Raw genomic sequence first — 16,433 nt, forward strand, 5'->3', positions numbered from 1 at the left:
CTCTCGCCCGGCGGAGTCGTCTCGTGAAGCGCGGGATGCTGCGGGTGCTGCTGGGCGCCGCTCCCGGCGTCGGCAAGACGTACGAGATGCTCGAAGAGGGGCGCCGGCTCCTCGGCGAGGGCCGCGACGTCGTCATCGCGGTCGTCGAGACCCACGGCCGGGTGGCGACCGCCGCGCAGGCGGAGGGTCTTCCGGTGCTGCCGCGCCGGACGGTCTCGCACCGCGGCGTCGACCTCGACGAGCTGGACCTCGAGGGTCTCCTCGAGCGGCGCCCGCAGCTCGCGCTCGTCGACGAGCTCGCGCACACGAACGCGCCGGGCTCGCGCCACCTCAAGCGCTGGCAGGACGTCGAGGAGATCCTCGACGCGGGCATCGACGTCATCACCACCGTCAACGTGCAGCACATCGAGTCGCTCGGCGGCGTCGTCGAGAAGATCACGGGCATCGCCCAGCGCGAGACCGTGCCCGACGCCGTCGTGCGCGGCGCCGATCAGATCGAGATCGTCGACCTCGCGCCGCAGTCCCTGCGTGACCGGCTCGCGGCCGGCTCGGTCTACCCGGCCGAGCGGATCGACGCGGCCCTCTCGAACTACTTCCGCCTCGGCAACCTCACCGCGCTGCGCGAGCTCGCCTTGCTGTGGCTGGCCGACGAGGTCGACAGCGCACTGGAGTCGTACCGCACCGAGCACGGCATCGACGGCGCGTGGCAGGCGCGCGAGCGCGTGGTGGTCGCGCTGACCGGAGGCTCGGAGGGGGAGACCCTGCTGCGCCGCGGTGCCCGCATCGCCGCCCGCTCGTCCGGCGGCGAGCTGCTCGCGGTGCACGTCACCAGCCAGGACGGGCTCCGCGCGGAGGCGCCGGGGGCGCTCGCGGCCCAGCGGCTCCTCGTGGAATCCCTCGGCGGCACCTACCACCAGGTCGTCGGCGGCGACGTCGCGCGCGCCCTGGTCGCCTTCGCGCGCTCGGTCAACGCGACGCAGGTCGTCGTGGGCGTGAGCCGCCGCGGCCGGCTGTCGGCGGCGCTGACCGGACCCGGCATCGGCGCCACCGTGATCCGCGAGTCGGGCGACATCGACGTGCACATGGTGACCCATGCGGCCGCGGGCGGTCGCGCGTCGCTTCCGCGCCTGAGCGGGGCGGCCCTCAGCGTGCGCCGTCGCATCCTGGGCTTCGTCGTGGCGCTCGCCGGCGGGCCGCTGCTGTCGTGGCTGCTGCTCGCCCTCGGCGCCGAGGACTCCATCACCACCGACGTCCTGGCCTATCAGCTGCTCGTCGTCATCGTCGCGCTCGTCGGCGGGCTGTGGCCCGCCGTGTTCGCCGCCGTGCTCTCGGGCATCACCCTCGACTTCCTCTTCATCGAGCCGCTCTACACCGTCACCATCTCCGACCCCGAGCACGCTCTGGCGCTGGTGCTCTACGTCGTGATCGCTCTGCTGGTGAGCCTCGTCGTCGACCAGGCGGCGCGACGGGCGAGGGCCGCCCGCCGTGCGCTTGCCGAATCCGAGCTGCTGGCCACCATCGCCGGGAGCATCCTCCGCGGCGAGAGCGCCGTGCCCGCCCTCGTCAGCCGCACCCGCGAGGCCTTCGCGCTCGCCGGCGTGCGCCTGCTGGACGCCGAGGGCGCCGTCATCGCGACCGACGGCGAGCCGGTGCGCGGCGACGTCGACGGCGCGGCGGCGGTGCGCCTCCCCGTCACCTCCGGATCGGGACCGACCGCGATCCTCGAGTTGCACGGACGCGTGCTGGATGCCTCGGAACGGCGTCTGCTCGACGTCATCGTCGCGCAGCTCGCGTCGGCCCTCGAGCGCTCCACCCTCACCCGCACCGCCCGGGAGGCCAGCGCGCTCGCCGAGACCGACCAGGTGCGCTCCGCGCTCCTCTCCGCGGTGAGCCACGACCTGCGCCGGCCGCTCGCGGCGGCGGTCGCCGCGCTCGGCGGCCTCCGCGCGGCAGACGGGCACCTCTCCGACGAGGATCGCCGCGAGCTGCTGGCCACCGCGGACGAGAGCCTCACGACCCTGACCACCCTCGTCACCGACCTCCTCGACGTCAGCCGCATCGAGGCGGGCGTGCTGGGCGTCTCGGTGCAGCCGACCGATCCCGCCGCCGTCATCCTCGGCGCCGTCGACGAGCTGCACCTCGGCCCCGACGACGTCGAGCTGGCGCTGGACCCCGACCTCCCGGCGCTCGCCGCCGATCCGGTGCTCCTGCAGCGCGTGGTCGTCAACGTCCTCGCGAACGCCCACCGCTTCGCGCCCGAGGGCACGCGGGTGCGCGTCACGACCAGCCGTCTCGGCTCACGGGCCGAGATCCGCGTCGTCGACCACGGGCCGGGGGTGGAGCCCGATCGCCGCGGCGAGATGTTCTCGCCGTTCCAGCGGCACGGCGACACCGACAACACCACCGGCCTCGGGCTGGGGCTCGCGCTGTCGAAGGGCTTCGCCGAGGGGATGGGCGGCACACTCACCCCCGAGGGCACGCCGGGCGGCGGCCTCACGATGGTCATCGGTCTGCCGGCGGCGACCGCGCCCACCGGCGCCGTGTCGACGGGAGGCCTGCGGTGAAGATCCTGATCGCGGACGACGATCCGCAGCTCGTGCGCGCGCTCCGCATCACCCTGTCGGCCCACGGCTACGAGGTCGTGGCCGCGGCGGACGGCGAGGCGGCGGTGACGCTCGCCGCCCAGCACCACCCCGACGTGGTGCTCCTCGACCTCGGGATGCCGAAGCTCGACGGCGTCCGGGTGATCGAGGCGCTGCGCGGCTGGAGCGACGCCCCGATCCTGGTCGTCTCAGGTCGCACCGGCTCGGCAGACAAGGTCGAGGCGCTCGATGCCGGCGCCGACGACTACGTCACCAAGCCGTTCCAGATCGACGAGCTGCTCGCGCGGCTGCGCGCCCTCGGGCGGCGGAGCGCCGCGGCATCCTCCCCGTCGGAGCCGGTCATCGGCTTCGGCGACGTCGTGGTGGATCTCGCCGCGAAGGCGGTGACGCGGGCAGGCGTCCGCGTGCACCTGACGCCGACGGAGTGGCGGATGCTGGAGTTCCTCGCCCGCAATCCGGGTGTGCTCGTCACACGTCAGACGCTGCTGAAGGAGATCTGGGGCAGCGAGCAGGTCGCCGACTCGGGCTATCTGCGGCTGTACATGTCGCAGCTGCGGAAGAAGCTCGAGCCGGATCCCGCCCGTCCCGTCCACCTCCTCACCGAGCAGGGGATGGGCTACCGCCTCGTTCCGTGACCCGCCCGCGGCGCCCGCGGAGTCGCGAGCGTCGCGTGGGAGAGGATGGGGCGATGGGCACACCACCGCAGCGGATCGTCGTGATGGGAGTCTCGGCGTCGGGCAAGAGCACCGTCGGGCTGGCCCTCGCCGCGGCCCTGGGCTGCGCGTTCACCGATGCCGACGACCTCCATCCGGCTGCCAACCTCGCCAAGATGGCCGGGGGCACGCCGCTCACCGACGAGGACCGCCAGCCGTGGCTGACCGCGGTGGGACGGGCGCTGGCCGATGCCGATCGCATCGTGGTGGCGTGCTCGGCGCTGCGTCGGGTCTACCGCGATCGGATCCGGGAGGCCGCACCCGACGCCTTCTTCGTCTTCCTCGACGCCGACGCGACCGTGCTCCATGCGCGCATCGCCGCGCGGACCGGTCACTTCATGCCGCCGGAGCTGCTCGATTCGCAGCTCGCCCTGCTCGAGCCGCTGCAGTCCGACGAGGCGGGCGTCCGCATCGACGTCGACGGCGCCCCGCTCGAGGTGGAGGCCGCCGCGATCGCCGCGGTGCAGCATCCGCCCGTGGGCTGACGCCGTCGGCTCTACGGCCGGTTCGCCGCGTCGCCCCCGCCGTTCGCTGGCGGTCCGCCGTCGCTGCGGGAGTCCGCCGTCTCCGGCGGTCCGGCCGGACGCGACGCGCGGAGATGCTTCGGCTGCGGCACCTGGCTCGGACGTCCGCCGCGCTCCTGGCCGGGCAGCGGCCGCGAGCGGCGGCCGTAGATGAGCTCCGACGAGTCCAGCAGCCACGGTACGAGGGTGATCGAGACGCCGTGCACGAGCATGAGCTGGTTGGCGATGCGGCGCGAGCGGCGGTTGTGCAGGATCGACTCCCACCAGTGCCCGACGATGTACTGGGGCAGGTAGACGGTGACCACCGCGCTGCCGTTCTTCTCGCGGTACTTGTCGATGAAGGTGGCGACGGGGCTCGCGAACATCCGGTACGGCGAGTCGATGACCAGCAGCTGCACGGGGATGCGGTGCTCCTGCCACTGGCGCTGCAGCTCGTCGGTCTCCTCCTTCGTCGTCGACACGTGCACGGCGAAGGTCTTCTCGTGCTTGGCGGCCAGCGCGTAGTCGATGGCCTTGATGACCGGCTTCTGCAGTCGGTTGACGAGGACCATGGCGACGTCGCCCGACGAGCCGAAGTGGGTGGAGTCGTCGACGGCGATCTCGTGCTCGACGTCGCGGTAGTACCGGTTCACGCCGATCATCAGCGTTGCGAGGATCGGGATGGCGATGAACACGAGGTAGGCGCCGTGGGTGAACTTGGTGATCGTGACGATGAGCAGCACGAACACGGTGAGGGCGGCGCCGGCGGAGTTGATGACGAGTCCCGCCCGGGCGCTGCGGCGCGTGGAGGCGGCGCTCTCCTGCGCCGCCGCCTCGGGGCTCAGCGCCTTCAGCTCCCGCATGACCCGGCGCCAGTGCCGCACCATGCCGATCTGGCCGAGCGAGAACGACACGAACACGCCGATGATGTAGAGCTGGATCAGCGTGGTGAGGTTCGCCTGGTAGACGACGAGCACCACCACGGCCGCCAGACCCAGGATGATCATGCCGTTGGAGTAGACGAGGCGGTCGCCGCGCGTGTTGAGCGCCTTCGGCGCGTAGCCGTCGCGGGCGAGCACCGCTCCCAGCAGCGGGAAGCCGTTGAACGCCGTGTTGGCGGCGAGGAGGAGCACCAGGGCCGTCGCCGCCTGGATGATGTAGAACGGGATCGACCCCATCCCGAACGTCGCGGACGCGACCTGGGCCATCAGGCTCGGCTGCGGCTGCGTGCAGTCGAAGCCGATGAGATGGCAGGGGTTCTCGGCGTAGTGGACGCCGGCGACCAGGGCCAGCAGCGTGAGCCCGGCGAAGAGGATGATGGCGATGGTGCCCATCAGGGTCAGCGTCATCTGCGCGTTGCGGATCTTGGGCTTCCGGAAGGCCGGGACGCCGTTGCTGACCGCCTCCACACCGGTGAGGGCGGAGCATCCGCTCGAGAAGGCTCTCAGGATCAGCAGGATGATCGCGGCCTGACTGAGACTCTCGGCCTGCACGGTGTAGCCCGCGCTGGCGGCGACGGGCGCGTCGCCGAGCAGCATGCGCGCGATGCCCACGACGATCATCAGGAGCACGGATCCGATGAACACGTAGGTGGGGATCGCGAACACGAGCGAGGCCTCGCGGACGCCGCGGAGGTTCACCACGATGATCACGATCACAAACAGCACGGCGAGCTCGACGCGGAAGGAGTTGAGGAACGGCAGCGCGGAGATGATGTTGTCGACGCCGGAGGCCACCGACACCGCGACCGTCAGCACGTAGTCGACCAGGAGAGCGGATGCCACGACCACGCCCGGCACTTCGCCCAGGTTCTTCGACGCGACCTCGTAGTCGCCGCCGCCCGAGGGGTAGGCCTTGATCAGCTGGCGGTAGCTGATGACGACCACGATGAGGAGCACCACGACGGCCGCCGCGACCCACGGGCTGAAGGCCAGGAAGCTCAGCCCGCCGATCAGCAGGATCATCAGCAGCTCCTGCGGCGCGTAGGCCACGGAGGAGAGTGCGTCGGAGGCGAAGATGGGCAACGCCATCTTCTTCGGGAGGAGCTGCTCGTCGAGTTTCTCGCTCGTGAGGGGCTCTCCGATGAGGATCCGCTTCGCTATCGGCGTCTCCATGGCCGCGTCGCGGCTCTCGTTGGTCACGGCGGGACATTACGCCCCTGCGCGCGCTAATGGCAATCCGACGGGCGGCTCGTCACCCATTCGTCACTTGCATGGCGTCCAGGAGTAAGGTTCGGCGGATTCCGCGCTCGAAGCGGGGTGCGCGGGGGCGCGGCGGGGCGTCCGTAGACTCGGCCCATGAGGGATCAGGTCGCGCTCGGTGCACTCGCCATCGTCGCCGGAGTCCTGGTCGGCATCGTGCTGTTCGTGCCCTTCGTCGCCGTGTCGTACCGGCGCCGCGGCGGGCTGACGTTCGGACGATTCGCCCTCTGGTTCTCGCTGCTCGTGTACGTCCTCGCGATCTGGACCTACACGCTGCTGCCGCTGCCTTCGCCGGAGTCCATCCGCTGCGCGGGGGTGAACCTCGATCCGCTCGACTTCGTCGGCGACATTCGGGGTGCGATCTCGCGCGGCAGCCCCCTGACCGACCCCGCGGTCCTGCAGCTCGTGCTCAACGTCATGCTCTTCCTGCCGCTCGGCTTCTTCGTGCGCGGGCTCTTCCGCCGCGGCATCCTGGTCGCCCTCCTGTCCGGCTTCGGGCTCTCCCTGTTCATCGAGTGCACGCAGCTGACCGGAGTCTGGGGGCTCTACCCCTGCGCCTACCGTGTGTTCGACGTCGTCGACCTGATGACGAACACCCTGGGCGCGGTGCTGGGCGTCACGCTCGCCCTCCTGCTTCCGCGCGCGATGCGCGTGCGCGACGGCGAGCGGATCGACGCCGATCGGCCCCGACCGGTGACGTCGCTCCGGCGATTGATCGGGATGCTGTGCGACCTGCTCGTCGTGGGGCTCGGCAGCACCGCGATCCTGCTCCCGTGGCAGATCGTCGATGTGCTGCTGCGGGGAAGCGACGCCGCGGCCGACGACGACGCGATCGCGCAGCTCGTCGCGAACCTCGTGCTGATCGTGGTCACCCTGACCTGGACCCTCGTCACCGGACGCACCCCCGGCAACGCTGCGGTGCAGCTGCGATACACCGGATCGCGACTCCCCTCCGCCCTCGCGCGCATCGTGCGCTACGTCGGCGGCATCGGCGGGTTCCAGCTGCTGAACCTGCTGCCCGGCGAGTACGGCAGCTGGCTCGTGCCGCTCTTCGTGCTGGTGTCGTTCATCCTCGTCTTCCCGACGCGCACCCACCGCGGACTGCCCGGCCTCGTCTCGGGTCAGCGGCTCGTGGACGCGCGCGCCGCCGACGAGCGGGAGCCCGTCGCGGCCGACTCGTGATCTCCCCACCTCTTCGTCGGAGAACGCCCCTGTGCGCGCCCCTGCCCAGGAGTACGGTGTGACCATGGCGGCCCGTGTGACGCCCATCGCCCAGGAGCTGTTCGACGGATTCGCGAACAGCTCGGCCGTCCACGTGTTCACGGAGCTTCTCGGGCTCATCTTCGACGGCACGCTGCCGCCCGGCTCGGCGGTGAGCGAGAACGACGTCGCCCGCCGCGCGGGGGTCTCGCGCACGCCGGCGCGCGAGGCGGTGCAGCGCCTGCGCGAACTCGGGATCGTCGAGACATCGGTGGGTCGGTCGTCGCGGGTGGCGGTGATCACCGAGACGCGGCTGCGACAGACGCTCGTCGTGTGGGACGCCCTGTTCGCGGCGGTCCTCGAGGAGGTCGTCCCGGTGATCGACGACGAGGACCTCGCCGCGATGGAGGAGGCGACGCGGGTGTTCCGGATCGCCGCCGACCAGGGCAAGGTCTCCGAGGCCGCCCAGGCGAACTTCGACCTCTACGCAGTCGTGGTCGGGCGCTCCGGCAATCCGCCGCTCATCCGCACGATCGCCTCGATCGTCTACCTCGTCCGCCTCGGGGGCCAGTCGCTGCCGCGATGGATCGACGCGGACGTGCTCGAGGCGGCGCAGCACGACCTCATCGCCGCCCTCCGGCGACATGATCTGGCGGCGTCACGGGCCGCGGTCCGCTCCGCCGCGGGGTTCCAGCTGCCTCCCGACGACTGAGACGGCCGCGCGCGGCGCAACACTCTCATCGCGTCGGCTGGAGTTCTGCTGAACGAATCCACAGGACTGGCCGCAGGTGTCACCGCGGGGCGGCAGGTGGCTGCATACTTGTGTACAGGCAGACGGGAGAGCGGCCGGATCGAAGGATCACCGACCTGTGGGGGGTCGGGAGCTGCTCGGGGGACCGGCTGAAGAACTCCGTCCTCACCGGCGTCGTCTCTGGGGGATGACGCCGGTGGGAGCACGGAGGACGGGTGACCGGGGGTCGTCTGAAGATCGGCGGCGATCCGGGGAGATGGCCGTTCGGGATGATCGGGGAATGCGGCGGGTCTGGGGAGACCGTCCGCTCAGCGGCCACGCCGGTGCGCGTCCGGGGGGACGTCACCGGCGGGCCGGCCTCCGTGACAGCGGGCTGGGGAACCGCCGTCCGGAGCGGCTGATCAGGCCGAAGCGTCCGCCAGGAACTCGCGGGCGGCGACGACGAGGTTCTCGACGCCTCGGTTCAGCGTCGGCTGCAGCACGGGGGCGAAGAACGGCGAGTGGTTCGTCGGGATGTCCCGCTCGATGGTGCCGGCGGCCGCGGCATCCGCGTACTTCTGGGGGTCGACGCCGCCCCAGAACCAGTACACGAGGGGAGCGCCGGATTCGCGCGCGAACCATGAGACGTCTTCGCTGCCCGTGAACATGCCGGGGTCGACGACCGCGCCCTCGCCGAACTCACGGCGGAAGGCCGCGGTGATGCGGGCCGTCGCGTCGACGTCGTTGATCGTCGGCGGCAGGGTGTGGTCGGTCACGATCGTGGGCTGTTTGACGGCGCCGGATGCCGCGGCTTCCGCCCGCACGACCCGTTCGACCTTCTCGAGCACGCGCTCGCGGGCTGTCTCGTCGGGATAGCGGAGGCTGAGTTCGAGCTTGGCCTCGGCCGGGATGATGTTGTTCTTGAGTCCGGCGTGGATCGAGCCGACCGTGACGACGGCCACGTCGCGCGGGTCGATCTCGCGCGAGACGACCGTCTGGAGGCGCATGATCGTGGCGGCGGCCATGACGATGGGGTCGATCGTCGAGTGCGGGCGCGAGCCGTGTCCGCCGCGGCCGAAGAGCGTGACGGTGAGGCCGTCGGATGCGGCCATCTGCGTGCCCGGGCGGACGCCCACGGTGCCGGAGGGCAGCGGCGTCACGTGCTGGCCGAGGACGACGTCGGGCGTGGGGAACCGGTCGAGCACGCCGTCGGCGATCATCGCCTGCGCGCCGGCGCCGTACTCCTCGGCGGGCTGGAACACGGTGACGATCGTGCCGGTCCACTCGTCCTTCGTCGCGACGAGGCGCTCGAGGGCGCCCAGCATCGCGGTGACGTGCATGTCGTGGCCGCACGCGTGCATGACGGGGACCTCGTTGCCCGCGGGATCCGTGCCGCGCGCGGTGCTCGCATAGTCGAGTCCTGTCTGCTCGGGCACCGGGAGGGCGTCCATGTCGGCGCGCAGCCAGACGACGGGCCCGGTGCCGTTGCGGATGACGGCGGCGATGCCGGTGCGACCCACGCCCTCTTCGAACTCGATGCCGAGCTCACCCAGCCGCTGGGCGATCACGCCCGCCGTGCGCGTCTCCTGGAACGAGAGTTCGGGGTGTCGGTGCAGGTCGACGTAGATCGCTTCGAGGTCCAGAGCCATGCGGTCGAGCCTACTCAGGGTCTCAATGGCGCCGACCGTCCTCTGTACGCGGTCGTGCGCGCTCTGCTCAGCCGAGGGCGATCTGGTAGTGGATCATGCCGCTGCGGCGCGCGACGCGGTCGTAGAGGGCGCGGGCGGCCGCGTTGTCCTCGGCGGTGAGCCAATAGACCTTGGCCGATCCGTGCTCCTCCGCCCACACCCGCACGTGCTCGATGAGCGCCGCGCCCGTACCGCCGCCGCGAGCGTCCGGCGAGACGAAGAGGTCCTCGAGGTAGCAGTAGTCCGTTCTGGTCCACGTGGCGGCGTGGGTGAGCCAGTGCACGATGCCGATCGCGCGGCCATCGTCGTCGCGGGCGATCGCTCCGTGCAGCTCACCGTTCTCGTCGACGATCCGCGCCAAGGTGGACTCCGTCGTCCCGTCGTCGATCGTGCTCTCGTAGAAGTCGAGATACCCCTTCCAGAGCGGCAGCCACTCGTCGCGGTCTGAGGCTTCGATGGACGAGATGCGGACCATCCGCCGAGCCTAGCGACCCACTTCGACGGGGTTCTGCCCGCGGAGGTCCAGGTGTCCATCACGCCGCCTCGAATCGCCGCGGTGAGCGGGAGCGGAGGCGCTCGGGTGGCGGGATGACGCCCGTCGTCCGGTCCGCCGGTTCCTGCCACCAGTACGTGTCGACGCCGCTCTGCGGATGACGCCGGCGCACGATGCGAGCGCCGCGATTGTGCAGGTCGAGGTGGTGGAAACGGCACAGAGGAACGCCGTCGTCGACGTCGGTGCGCCCGTGGTGTTCGTACCAGTGGTCGATGTGGTGAATCTCGCACCAGGAAGGCGGAGCCGAGCATCCACGGCCCACGCATCCGCCGTCACGCACGCTGATCGCCACGCGCTGCTTCGGGGTGAACGTGCGCTGTTCTCGTCCGACATCCAGCGGCCTGCCGCGGACATCGGTCGTGATGACCCGTGCTCCGGCATCGCAGAGGTACTTCTCCGCGACGTGACGGGGGAGCGTGTCTCCGCCGTCCTCGAGATGCGCGACGCCCGCGTCTTCCTGCGTCAGCACCGTGGACTCGACGATGACGCGCACTCCCGGCTGACGGTCGCCGAATGCCTGATTCGGATCGACGGCTGCGCCGACGCGCAGCACGGCCATGACCAGGTCGTACTGCAGTTGTTCGTTGCTTCGAGGATCGCGCGCCGCCGAAGCCGTCTCCGCGGCGGGGCCGCCGGCGTCGACGAATCGCGGACCGCGCCGCGGGCGCAGAGCCGCGTCGCCGATCGCGTCGATCCAGGCCGCGCTCTCGTCGTCGAGCGTGAGGTGGGCGTGCTGCTGCCCTGCGGCGTCGGCCCACCGGCGGAAGGACCGCGCCGCGAAGCGCTCGTCGAAGCGCAGCGTCACTCCGCGCGGGTCGAGGCGGTCGCGCGCGATGCGCGCCGCGTGACGCAGGTCTTCGACGGACAGCTCGCCGGCGTCTTCGAGTAGCGTCTCGGTGGATCGTGCCCATGCCGCGGGCAGGACAGCCGGATCGCAGTCGGCATAGCGATCGACGGGCGGATCGCCCATGCCGACGCGGATCGCCTCGTGCTGCGCGGTCGTGATGCGCCCCTCGGTCAGGGCCGTCCGGAGAAGAGTCCGCCAGCGAGGAGCGGCATCGCGGTCGCCGGACAAGCGGTCTCCGGTGCCGATCGGCGAGCCGTCGGTCGCCGCGCCGCCGGCAGGGAGCAGGCCCTCTCCCGCCTCCCCGAGCAGGTCACGCCCCGTGCGCAGCGCGCGCGTCACATCGGATCGCGACTGCCCCGTCATGCTCTGCAGCAACGACGTCGCCGACCGGTGCCCGTTCCGTCGCGCGAGTCCCGCCGTACCGCGATCGCGGTCGGACCGCTGATCGACGACCGCGGCGGCGGCCGCCAGCACGAGGTCGACGTTCTTACGCACCTCGGCGGCATCCGCGATCAACGAGACGAGCGTCTCGTCGTCGAGTGCGTCCAGCGGCCCGCGCCCCGCAGACCGACTCACGCGCGCGACCGCACTCGCCATGCGAGCGACTGCGGCTACGACGTCTTCCATAGAACAAATATACGAAGGACCTCCGACATCGAGGCGATTGTTGGGAAGGGGCGGCTACGCTCCGGAGATGCATGCGACCGGGAACACCGCGCCCTTCCGCATCCGACCGGCATCCTCGGCGGACGCGGACGACATCGCCGCCGTGCACACGACGTCGTGGCGCGAGACCTACGGAAGCATGGTCGACGACGACGTCGCCACCAGCCGGTGGTTCGACCTCGGCCGCCGCACGGAGATGTGGCGCGCCAACTTCGCCGACGGAACCTACACGCCGCACGTAGCCGTCGATGAGCGCGGGATCGTGGGTTTCGGGGCCGCGCGCCCTGCGCCCGAGCCCGACGCCGTGCGGCCGGAGGAGCTCACCATGCTCTACGTTCTCGCGCGGGCGCACGGCACGGGAGCGGGGCAAGCTCTCCTCGACGCGGCGCTCGCCGACCGCCCTGCATACCTGTGGGTGGCCGCCGACAACCCTCGCGCGCGGGCGTTCTACCGACGCAACGGGTTCGAGCACGATGGCGTGGAGTCGACCTTCGGCCCCGTCGGCGTCACGCACCGCCTCGTCCGCTGACCGCGGCAGAGAAGGAACCGGGAACGCGCCGCTTCGTCCGCTGACCGTGGCAGACAAGAAGCGAAACGTGCCGCCGATCAGACACCACCCCCCACGCTCACACCGCCCGCAGCGCCTCCCGCGGCTGTGCCGGCAGCTCGACCTCGATGGCGTCGCCCGGCCGCACGACTCCGCCTGTCAGCACGATCGCCATGACGCCGGTCTTCTGCATCAGGGTGCCCGCGGCATCCCGGGTCACGAGCTGCTTCATCAGGCCGGCCTCGAGACGATCGATCTTCGTGCACGGATTGCGCAGGCCGGTGACCTCGACGACCGCGTCGTCGCCGAGCCGCAGGCGGGCGCCGCGCGGCAGGCCGAGCAGATCGATGCCCGACGTCGTCACGTTCTCGCCCAGGTCGCCGGGGGCGACGTCGGCCGTCACCTCGTCGAACAGCTCCTCGTGGATGAGGTGCACCTGCCGCAGATTGGGCCGCTGCGGCCCCCTCCGCTTGTCGAAGAGATGCTGCACCGTGGCTCCGAAGTGCGCGTCGCCCTCGACGCCGAGTCCCTCGACCAGCGTGATCTCCTCGCGAGATGGCTTGCTGAAGCGGTGACGCTCATCACGGCTGACGGAGATGACCCGGGCGTTCGACATGTCTCCAGTGTGCCCGCGCGAAGAGGCTCAGCCGCCGCGCGACACATGCGCCGTGCCGCGCACGACAGGCGCCTCGCCGCGCACGACAGGCGCCTCGCCGCACACGACCGCGCGCGGCTCAAAGCGAGTCGATGTAACCGTCGTAGTCGAAGTCGATGTCGTTCTGCCCGACGTCCTGCTTCGCGCCCCGGTCAGCGGGGTCGGCTTCGGTTGTCCTCTCCCGACGGGGGTAGAGGTGGTGCGAGGTGAGACGCTGCACGGCCGCCGAGAAGTCGGGGGTCTCGCCCTCCCAGCTCGCCGGCGAGGACAGCACGTCGTTGCCGACGCCGATCACCAGGTCGGCCTCGCCCACCTCGCCGCCGGATCCCTCGATGAGGATGGGGATCCGCACCGCCTCTGACGCACCGGTCTGCGCCACGGCAGCCGTCAGCGTGACGAGGGCCCCTGCGACGTCGTCGGTGGTCATCACGGTTTGACCGGCATAGGTGACACAGCGCATGCATCCACTTTCCGGCACGGCCCGCCGCCGGAAGGGCGCCTTGCGAAACGGGGAAGCGTCGGGTACAGCGGCCCCGAAGCCGCAGGATCGGCGGATGCTGCGCCTCGCGGGCGTCGGCGCGACCGGGTCAGTTCGGCGCGGGCCCCGTCGAGCCGCGCTGCACGAGACGGAACGGCAGCGGCGCCGGAGCGACCGTGCCCGCTCCGCGTCGACGGCGGGAAGCCTCGGCGCGGGCGTCCGTACCGGTCGCAGGTGCCGGGCGCCGCGGGTCGAGGACGCCCAGCATCGCGGCGGCCGCACGCTCGCCCTGCTCCCGCGGACCCTGGTCGATCGTCGTCAGGCCGAAGAACTCGCCGAGTTCATGGCCGTCCACGCCGAGGATCGACACGTCTTCCGGCACGCGGAGCCCCAGATCGCGTGCGGCGAGCAACGCGCCGATCGCCATCTCGTCCGATGCCGCCAGGATCGCCGTCGGTGCCGCCCGTGCCGTCGGTCCGGGGATCGACTCCGCAGATCGCCGCGCCGCCCTCGAGCTCGACCCCGAACCGGAACCGTCGCCCCCGCCGGACCCCGCGAGCGCGCCGCCCCCGCTGGACCCCGCGAGCGCGTCGCCCCCGCCGGACTCCCCGAGCAGCCGCGTCGCCGCACGGTGTCCGCCGGCGACCGTGAAGTCGGCGGGCTCGAACAGATCCGCGCGGGCCGGGACCGCAGCATCCTGCAGCGCCTGCTCGAACCCGCGACGGCGCTGGGCGGGCACGTGGAAGTCGAGGTCGAACTCGGGGCGCGCTCCGATGTGCGCGATCCTCCGGTGGCCCAGCGAGAGCAGGTGCTCGGCGGCGAAGCGTCCGATGGCGACGTCGTCGACCATGAGCGTCGTCATGCCGGCGTGCGGGCCGCCGAGCGCGACGAGCGGCAGGCCGAGCTCGGCGAGCCGCCGCGTCTCCTCCTCCTCGAGGGCGATCGACACGCAGATCACGCCGTCGACGCGCTGGCGGCGCACGAACGTCTCGAAGACGCGCCGCCGCTCGACCGGGTCGTCCGTCACGCTGTAGAGCGTGATGTCGTAGCCGCCGCGCATGAGCTCCGCGGCGATGCCCGCCAGCACGGTGCTGAAGAACCAGCGGTCCACGTAGGGCAGAAGCACGCCGATGTTGCGCGCGCGGCCCGAGGCGAGGCTCGACGCCGACGCCGACACGACGTAGCCCAGCACCTCGGCCGCCGCCCGCACCCGCGCGCGGGTGACGGGTGAGACGTGCCCGCGGCCGCTCAACGCGCGCGAGACGGTGGCCGTCGACACCCCTGCGGCACGCGCGACGTCGTCTATGCTCACCATGGCATATGCCCCGGATGCCGCCTCGTGGCTCCTAGCTCTGCTCGAGCCACACGGTGGTGTCGGCCGGGATCGAGCCCGCGTCGACCGGCCCGCTCGACAGGATGACGCGCCCCTCGGGAAGGGGCACCGCCGCTTCGCCGAGGTTGGCGATGACCGTCACGCCGCTGTTGGTGAACGCGAGCACCTCGGGTCCGAGGTCGTCGATCCACGCGAGCTTGCCGGAGCCGAGCGACCGCGCACGGCGCTCCGCGAGCAGGTCGCGGTAGAGGGACAGCGTCGAGTCGGGCCGATCCTGCTGTACGTCGCGGGCGAGCGTCGCCCACTCGGCGGGCTGCGGCAGCCAGCTCTCGCCGTCCGGGCTGAAGCCGTACGCGGGGGCTTCTGCCGCCCACGGGATCGGCACGCGGCAGCCGTCGCGCCCGTAGCGCTCGCCCTTCGTGCGGAACCACGTGGGGTCCTGTCGCGCTTCGTCGGGCAGGTCGATGACCTCGGGCAGGCCGAGCTCCTCTCCCTGGTAGAGGTAGGCGGAGCCGGGCAGGGCGAGCATGACGGAGGTCGCGGCGCGGGCGCGGCGCAGGCCGACCTCGGGGATCGGCTGGCCTTCAGACTTCGGCCCGATCCCTGAACCCTGCGGGTTCTCGGCCGTCAGAGCGAGCCGGGAGGCGTGACGCACGACGTCGTGGTTCGACAGCACCCAGGTGCTGGGGGCGCCGACCGCGGGGTAGGCGCGCAGCGACTCGGTCACGACGGCACGGAGAGCCGCAGCATCCCAGTCCGTCTCGAGATACTCGAAGTTGAAGGCCTGGTGCATCTCGTCGGGGCGCACCCAGAGCGAGGTCTTGGCGATGGTGGGGAGCCACGCCTCGGCGCAGAGCGCGCGGTCGCCGTCGTACTCGGCCAGCACCTCATGCCAGTCGCGGTAGATCTCGTGCACGCCGGGCTGTCCCCAGTAGGGCACGGACGCCTCGTCGCCGCCCATGGAGCCGGCGTCGGGATCCGGCGTGTAGTCGGGGAGGCCCGCCTCCTTGACCAGTCCGTGGGCGACGTCGACGCGGAAGCCGTCGGCGCCGCGGTCGAGCCAGAAGCGCAGCACGCGGCGGAACTCCTCGCGGACCTCCTCGTTCGACCAGTCGAAGTCGGGCTGCGACGTGTCGAACAGGTGCAGGTACCACTGGCCGGGCCTGCCGTCGGGGTCGGTGGTGCGCGTCCATGCCGGACCGCCGAACACCGACTCCCAGTTGTTCGGCGGGAGGTCGCCGTCGATGCCGGTGCCGTCGCGGAACATGTAGCGCGCGCGCTCACGGCTTCCCGGCGCGGCGGCCAGAGCCTCCTGGAACCACACGTGCTGGTCGGAGGAGTGGTTCGGGACGAGGTCGACGATGATCCGGATGCCGCGGGCATGGCTGGCCGCGAGCATCGCGTCGAAGTCGGCGAGCGTGCCGAAGAGCGGATCGACGTCGCAGTAGTCCGACACGTCGTAGCCGGCATCCTTCTGCGGAGACCGCTGGAAAGGGCTCAGCCAGATCGCGTCGACGCCGAGCTCCTGGAGGTCGTCGAGATGGGCGGTCACGCCGGCGAGGTCGCCGATGCCGTCGCCGTTGGTGTCGGCGAAGGACCGCGGGTAGATCTGGTAGATGACGGCGGTGCGCCACCACTCCGATCCGGGGGTCTCATCCTGGGCGGGCGCGGCGACGGTCAGCTCGGGCGTGCTCATCCCTCCACGCTAGTGGAAGC

14 protein-coding genes are annotated in these 16,433 nt (G+C 71.5%); 6 read left to right on the top strand and 8 right to left on the bottom strand.

What is annotated here, in order from left to right; genetic code table 11:
- The first annotated feature begins 23 nt into the window (after nucleotides 1-23).
- Genes CVS47_RS00445 through CVS47_RS00455 form a run of 3 tightly spaced genes read left to right on the top strand, consistent with a single transcriptional unit; the run spans nucleotide 24 to nucleotide 3,801 of the window.
- Nucleotides 24-2,564: a DUF4118 domain-containing protein gene (locus CVS47_RS00445; RefSeq protein WP_127094320.1), complete on the top strand. Its 2,541-nt coding sequence runs from the start codon at nucleotides 24-26 to the stop codon at nucleotides 2,562-2,564.
- Complete coding sequence (locus CVS47_RS00450) at nucleotides 2,561-3,238, top strand: response regulator (RefSeq protein WP_127094321.1); 678 nt, start codon at nucleotides 2,561-2,563, stop codon at nucleotides 3,236-3,238. The genes CVS47_RS00445 and CVS47_RS00450 overlap by 4 nt, the downstream gene beginning before the upstream one ends.
- Before the next feature lie 53 nt (nucleotides 3,239-3,291).
- Entirely contained in the window at nucleotides 3,292-3,801 is a 510-nt protein-coding gene (locus CVS47_RS00455) for a gluconokinase (RefSeq protein ID WP_127094322.1), read from the top strand.
- An 11-nt stretch (nucleotides 3,802-3,812) separates the two neighbouring features.
- On the opposite strand, the gene CVS47_RS00460 is transcribed toward CVS47_RS00455, so the two are convergent.
- A complete protein-coding gene (locus CVS47_RS00460; protein WP_127097106.1) occupies nucleotides 3,813-5,933 on the bottom strand; it encodes an APC family permease in 2,121 nt (706 codons plus the stop codon).
- A 183-nt stretch (nucleotides 5,934-6,116) separates the two neighbouring features.
- Here CVS47_RS00460 and CVS47_RS00465 point away from each other — a divergent pair, with 183 nt between their 5' ends.
- Together CVS47_RS00465 and CVS47_RS00470 are read left to right on the top strand one after the other, a co-directional pair.
- Complete coding sequence (locus tag CVS47_RS00465; RefSeq protein WP_127094323.1) at nucleotides 6,117-7,202, top strand: VanZ family protein; 1,086 nt, start codon at nucleotides 6,117-6,119, stop codon at nucleotides 7,200-7,202.
- Nucleotides 7,203-7,233: 31 nt separating this feature from the next.
- Entirely contained in the window at nucleotides 7,234-7,932 is a 699-nt protein-coding gene (locus tag CVS47_RS00470) for a GntR family transcriptional regulator (protein ID WP_127094324.1), read from the top strand.
- 440 nt (nucleotides 7,933-8,372) lie between these two features.
- On the opposite strand, the gene CVS47_RS00475 is transcribed toward CVS47_RS00470, so the two are convergent.
- The 3 genes from CVS47_RS00475 to CVS47_RS00485 form a co-directional block, all read right to left on the bottom strand.
- Nucleotides 8,373-9,599, bottom strand: coding sequence for an amidohydrolase (locus CVS47_RS00475; RefSeq protein ID WP_127094325.1), 1,227 nt, complete (start codon nucleotides 9,597-9,599; stop codon nucleotides 8,373-8,375).
- 67 nt (nucleotides 9,600-9,666) lie between these two features.
- Nucleotides 9,667-10,113, bottom strand: a complete 447-nt coding sequence (locus CVS47_RS00480) for a GNAT family N-acetyltransferase (protein WP_127094326.1) — start codon at nucleotides 10,111-10,113, stop codon at nucleotides 9,667-9,669.
- 58 nt (nucleotides 10,114-10,171) lie between these two features.
- A complete protein-coding gene (locus CVS47_RS00485) occupies nucleotides 10,172-11,614 on the bottom strand; it encodes an HNH endonuclease signature motif containing protein (protein WP_127094327.1) in 1,443 nt (480 codons plus the stop codon).
- A gap of 118 nt (nucleotides 11,615-11,732) precedes the next feature.
- On the opposite strand from CVS47_RS00485, the gene CVS47_RS00490 reads away from it, so the two are divergent.
- A complete protein-coding gene (locus CVS47_RS00490; protein WP_127094328.1) occupies nucleotides 11,733-12,233 on the top strand; it encodes a GNAT family N-acetyltransferase in 501 nt (166 codons plus the stop codon).
- A gap of 97 nt (nucleotides 12,234-12,330) precedes the next feature.
- On the opposite strand, the gene CVS47_RS00495 is transcribed toward CVS47_RS00490, so the two are convergent.
- From CVS47_RS00495 to CVS47_RS00510, 4 genes are all read right to left on the bottom strand, one after another.
- Nucleotides 12,331-12,867: an MOSC domain-containing protein gene (locus CVS47_RS00495; RefSeq protein ID WP_127094329.1), complete on the bottom strand. Its 537-nt coding sequence runs from the start codon at nucleotides 12,865-12,867 to the stop codon at nucleotides 12,331-12,333.
- A gap of 118 nt (nucleotides 12,868-12,985) precedes the next feature.
- On the bottom strand, nucleotides 12,986-13,333 hold the full coding sequence (locus tag CVS47_RS00500) for a hypothetical protein (RefSeq protein WP_241240375.1): 348 nt from the start codon (nucleotides 13,331-13,333) through the stop codon (nucleotides 12,986-12,988).
- Nucleotides 13,334-13,493: 160 nt separating this feature from the next.
- Nucleotides 13,494-14,699 carry a LacI family DNA-binding transcriptional regulator gene (locus CVS47_RS00505; RefSeq protein ID WP_127094331.1) on the bottom strand — a complete coding sequence of 402 codons (1,206 nt, stop codon included), beginning with the start codon at nucleotides 14,697-14,699 and terminating at the stop codon, nucleotides 13,494-13,496.
- A 31-nt stretch (nucleotides 14,700-14,730) separates the two neighbouring features.
- A complete protein-coding gene (locus CVS47_RS00510) occupies nucleotides 14,731-16,413 on the bottom strand; it encodes a glycoside hydrolase family 13 protein (protein WP_127094332.1) in 1,683 nt (560 codons plus the stop codon).
- Nucleotides 16,414-16,433: the final 20 nt, after the last annotated feature.

The organism is Microbacterium lemovicicum (genome assembly GCF_003991875.1).
Classification (GTDB): domain Bacteria; phylum Actinomycetota; class Actinomycetes; order Actinomycetales; family Microbacteriaceae; genus Microbacterium; species Microbacterium lemovicicum.